The organism is Rhodosalinus sp. (assembly GCF_041685465.1).
GTDB lineage: Bacteria > Pseudomonadota > Alphaproteobacteria > Rhodobacterales > Rhodobacteraceae > Rhodosalinus.
In genome coordinates, this window is sequence record NZ_JAWLFS010000241.1 from 1 (window position 1) to 4,248 (window position 4,248).

The following is a 4,248-nucleotide window of genomic DNA, read 5'->3' on the forward strand; positions in this document are numbered from 1 at the left end:
GACGTATTCGGTGTGCACCCGGAAACCCACCGCGCAGGCGTCCTCGGCGAAGAGGATCGCCACGCTCCCCTCGCCGCGTGCCTCCGGGTCGGGCTGGCCCAGCGGCCCCAGCGGATAGAGCGCCATGGAGCGGTAAGCCGTGTGCAGCGACAGGCTCAGCCCTTCGCCCGGCGCGCCGGGCTCGATCGTGAGCGGGACCGAGGGCCGGCCCGCCAGCCGGTCGTGCGGCCCGCCGTCGTCCACGCGCACCGCTTCCAGCCGCTGCCCTGCGAAGCGCTCGCCCAGCCGCGCGCCGGGCACGGCCAGACCGTGATCGAAGCTGTAGCCCGGGTAGGCCTTCGCCGGCAGCCGGTCGAAGGTGACGAGGTTGGGCGCGAGCGGCGGAAGGTCGTCGTAGGGGACTTGGGTGAGGCGGTCGGCGGCGGCCGCTGTCGGGAGGGCCGCCAGCCAGAGCGCCCAGACGCCCGGGCCAGCGGCCCGGGCAGCGCCCGACCGCCCCCCCGGGCGGGCGCTTGCGCGCCCACCCGCGGTCGGGCGCGGCCCTCTTGCCGTGACAGGGATCCAGGGTGGCAGGGTCTTGTCGGACCCGTGCATATCCATCAAACCAGCCTGCTCATCTCCTTCGCCGCGCGGATGAAATCGGCGAAGAGCGGGTGCGGCTCGAAGGGGCGGGACTTGAGCTCGGGGTGGAACTGCACGCCGACGAACCACGGGTGATCGGGCCATTCCACGATCTCGGGGAGCCGGCCGTCGGGCGACATGCCGGAGAAGACCATGCCGGCCGCCTCGAGCTTCTCGCGGTACTTGATGTCCACCTCGTAGCGGTGGCGGTGGCGTTCGGAGATGCGGCGCGCGCCGTAGATGCCGGCCACGCGGGAGCCTTCCGCCAGCACGGCCTCGTAGGCGCCGAGGCGCATGGTGCCGCCCTTGTCGTCCTCGGGCCGCCGCTCGATCCGCGCCTCGCCCTGCACCCATTCCTTCAGGTGGTAGACGACCGGCGTGAAGCGGCGCGCGCCGGCCTCGTGGTCGAACTCCTCCGAGCCCGCGTCGGGCAGCTCCGCGAGGTTGCGCGCCGCCTCGATCACCGCCATCTGCATGCCGAGGCAGATGCCGAAGTAGGGCACGCCATGCGTCCGCGCGAACTCGGCCGCGCGGATCTTGCCCTCGGTGCCGCGCTCGCCGAAGCCGCCGGGCACGAGGATCGCGTGGAAGCCCTCGAGGTGCGGTGCCGGGTCCTCGCGCTCGAAGATCTCGGCCTCGACCCACTGCACCTTGACCTTCACGCGGTTGGCGAGGCCGCCGTGCGTCAGCGCCTCGGCGATGGACTTGTAGGCGTCGCCGAGCTGCGTGTACTTGCCGACGATGGCGATGTTGACGGTGCCCTCCGGGTGGCGCAGGCGGTCGCCCACGTCCTCCCACTTGGCGAGTTCCGGGCGCGGCGCGGGCGAGATCCGGAAGGCGTCGAGCACCGCCTGATCCAGCCCCTCGCGGTGGTAGGCGAGCGGTGCCTCGTAGATCGAGCCGAGATCATAGGCCGCGATCACCGAGTCGGGGCGCACGTTGCAGAAGAGCGCGAGCTTCTCGCGCTCCTTCTGCGGGATGGGTCTTTCGGAGCGGCAGACCAGCAGATCGGGCGCGATGCCGATGGAGCGCAGCTCCTTGACCGAGTGCTGCGTCGGCTTGGTCTTGAGCTCTCCGCTGGCCGCGATCCACGGCAGGAGGGTCAGGTGCATGAAGATGCACTGCCCGCGGGACTTTTCCTGCGCGAACTGGCGGATCGCCTCGAAGAAGGGCAGGCCCTCGATGTCGCCGACGGTGCCGCCGATCTCGCAGAGCATGAAATCGACCTCGTCCTCGCCGGTGCGGATGAAGTCCTTGATCTCGTCGGTGACGTGGGGAATGACCTGGATCGTCTTGCCGAGGTAGTCGCCCCGGCGCTCCTTCTCGAGCACGTTGGAGTAGATGCGCCCCGAGCTCACGCTGTCGGTGCGCCGCGCCGCGACGCCGGTGAAGCGCTCGTAGTGGCCGAGGTCGAGGTCGGTCTCCGCCCCGTCGTCGGTGACGTAGACCTCGCCGTGCTCGAAGGGCGACATCGTGCCCGGATCGACGTTCAGGTAGGGGTCGAGCTTGCGCAGCCGCACGGTGAAGCCGCGCGCCTGCAACAGCGCGCCGAGCGCCGCCGACGCGAGCCCCTTGCCGAGCGACGAGACGACCCCGCCGGTGATGAAGATGAAACGCGCCATGCCAGGCGTTCTCCCGTGACGGGGGCCTGTCCGGGGCGGCATCCGCCGCCGTCCGGACCGGCCCGAAACCTCTGCGCGGCCTGTGGTCGCGCCTCGACACGGGAGTCAAGCGTTACACGAGCAGGCCAAGGCTGTCCAGTCGCCCACCAGATGCTGTAACGTAAACGCCGGATCCCGCTAGGATTAGTGGTGCGCGCCGGCGCTCACTCGGCCCGCGGCACGAGGGGCGCGTCGCCGTCCTCCTGCGGCGGGGGCAGCAGCCCCTCCGCATCGGGCAGCACCGGGCCGCCCTCGTCCTCCGCCGGCGCCTCCACATCCGCCTCCTCGCCGAGACGGTCCAGGACCGAGGTGCCGGTGGCGTTCTCCGCCGCGAAGATCGTCAGCGTGAGCGAGGTCGCGATGAAGGCGATGGCGAGCGCCCAAGTCACCTTGCCCAGCGCGGTTGCCGCGCCCCGGCCGCTCATCGCGTTGCCGCCGCCGCCCATGCCGAGGCCGCCGCCTTCGGACCGCTGCATCAGCACCACCCCGATCAGCGACAGGGCGAGCAGCAGGTGGACGATGAGGACGACGTTTTGCATGGAACCCCGCGCGCAACTTTCCGCGTCCCCTTAGGCGAAGCGTGCGACGGGGGCAAGGGAGGAGCGCGCCGCCCGGCCGGCCGATTTGCGGTTTCGGGGGCCGCGCGGCGCGGCTATACGGATGCGGGTTTGCGGGCCCGGGTTGCGCAGCGCATCGAACAGGAGCGGCGGCGATGGCGAACGTGGTGGTCGTGGGCGCCCAGTGGGGCGACGAGGGCAAGGGCAAGATCGTGGACTGGCTGAGCGAGCGCGCCGACGTGATCGCGCGCTTTCAGGGCGGCCACAACGCGGGGCACACGCTCGTCATCGGGGAGCAGACCTACAAGCTGCACGCGCTGCCCTCGGGCGTGGTGCGGCCGGGCAAGCTCTCGGTGATCGGCAACGGCGTGGTGCTCGACCCCTGGCACCTCGCCCGCGAGATCGCGACGCTGACGGCGCAGGGCGTCACCGTCACGCCCGAGACGCTGATGATCGCCGAGAACGCGCCGCTGATCCTGCCCTTCCACGGCGAACTCGACCGCGCGCGCGAGGCGGCGGTGAGCGTGGCGAAGATCGGCACCACCGGCCGCGGCATCGGCCCGGCCTACGAGGACAAGGTGGGCCGGCGCGCGGTGCGTGTGGCCGACCTCGGCGATCGCGCGACGCTCGAGGCGCGGGTGGACCGCGCGCTCGTCCATCACGACGCGCTGCGCCGCGGCCTCGGGCTGGAGCCGGTGGACCGGGCGAAACTGATGGCCGATCTCGCGGCCGTGGCCGAGACGCTGCTGCCCTTCGCGGCGCCGGTCTGGCAGGTGCTGAACGAGAAGCGCCGCGCCGGGCGGCGGATTCTCTTCGAAGGGGCGCAGGGCGCGCTCCTCGACATCGACTTCGGCACCTATCCCTTCGTCACCTCCTCCAACGTCATCGCGGGGCAGGCGGCGACCGGCACCGGGATCGGCCCCGGCGCGATCGACTATGTGCTCGGCATCGTGAAGGCCTACACCACCCGCGTGGGCGAGGGGCCCTTTCCGACCGAGCTCGACGACGCCGATGGCCGCCGCCTCGGCGAGCGTGGGCACGAGTTCGGCACGACGACCGGGCGCCAGCGGCGCTGCGGCTGGTTCGACGCGGCGCTCGTGCGCCAGTCGATCGCCACCTCCGGCATCGACGGCATCGCGCTGACGAAGCTCGACGTCCTCGACGGCTTCGAGACGCTGAAGATCTGTACAGGCTACGCGCTCGACGGGCGGCGGCTGGAGCATCTGCCGACGGCCTCCGATCAGCAGGCGCGGCTCACGCCGATCTACGAGGAACTGCCGGGCTGGTCGGAGTCGACCGAGGGCGCGCGGAGCTGGGCGGACCTGCCGGCGAACGCGATCAAGTACGTCCGCCGCGTGGAGGAGTTGATCGGCGCCCCCGTGGCGCTACTTTCAACGTCGCCCGAAAGG

At 71.6% G+C, this 4,248-nt stretch carries 4 protein-coding genes; 1 reads left to right on the forward strand and 3 read right to left on the reverse strand.

The genetic code is table 11. From position 1 onward, the window contains the following. The 3 genes from ACESL7_RS13510 to secG all read right to left on the reverse strand — a co-directional run. A partial coding sequence (locus tag ACESL7_RS13510; protein WP_372893833.1) for a hypothetical protein occupies positions 1-600 on the reverse strand: 600 nt, incomplete at its 3' end. Continuing rightward, positions 600-2,243, reverse strand: coding sequence for a CTP synthase (gene pyrG, locus ACESL7_RS13515; protein WP_372893834.1), 1,644 nt, complete (start codon positions 2,241-2,243; stop codon positions 600-602). The genes ACESL7_RS13510 and pyrG, both read right to left, overlap by 1 nt. A gap of 203 nt (positions 2,244-2,446) precedes the next feature. Then, complete coding sequence (gene secG / locus ACESL7_RS13520; protein WP_372893835.1) at positions 2,447-2,821, reverse strand: preprotein translocase subunit SecG; 375 nt, start codon at positions 2,819-2,821, stop codon at positions 2,447-2,449. Between the two features lie 173 nt (positions 2,822-2,994). On the opposite strand from secG, the gene ACESL7_RS13525 reads away from it, so the two are divergent. Beyond that, a partial coding sequence (locus ACESL7_RS13525; RefSeq protein WP_372893836.1) for an adenylosuccinate synthase occupies positions 2,995-4,248 on the forward strand: 1,254 nt, incomplete at its 3' end.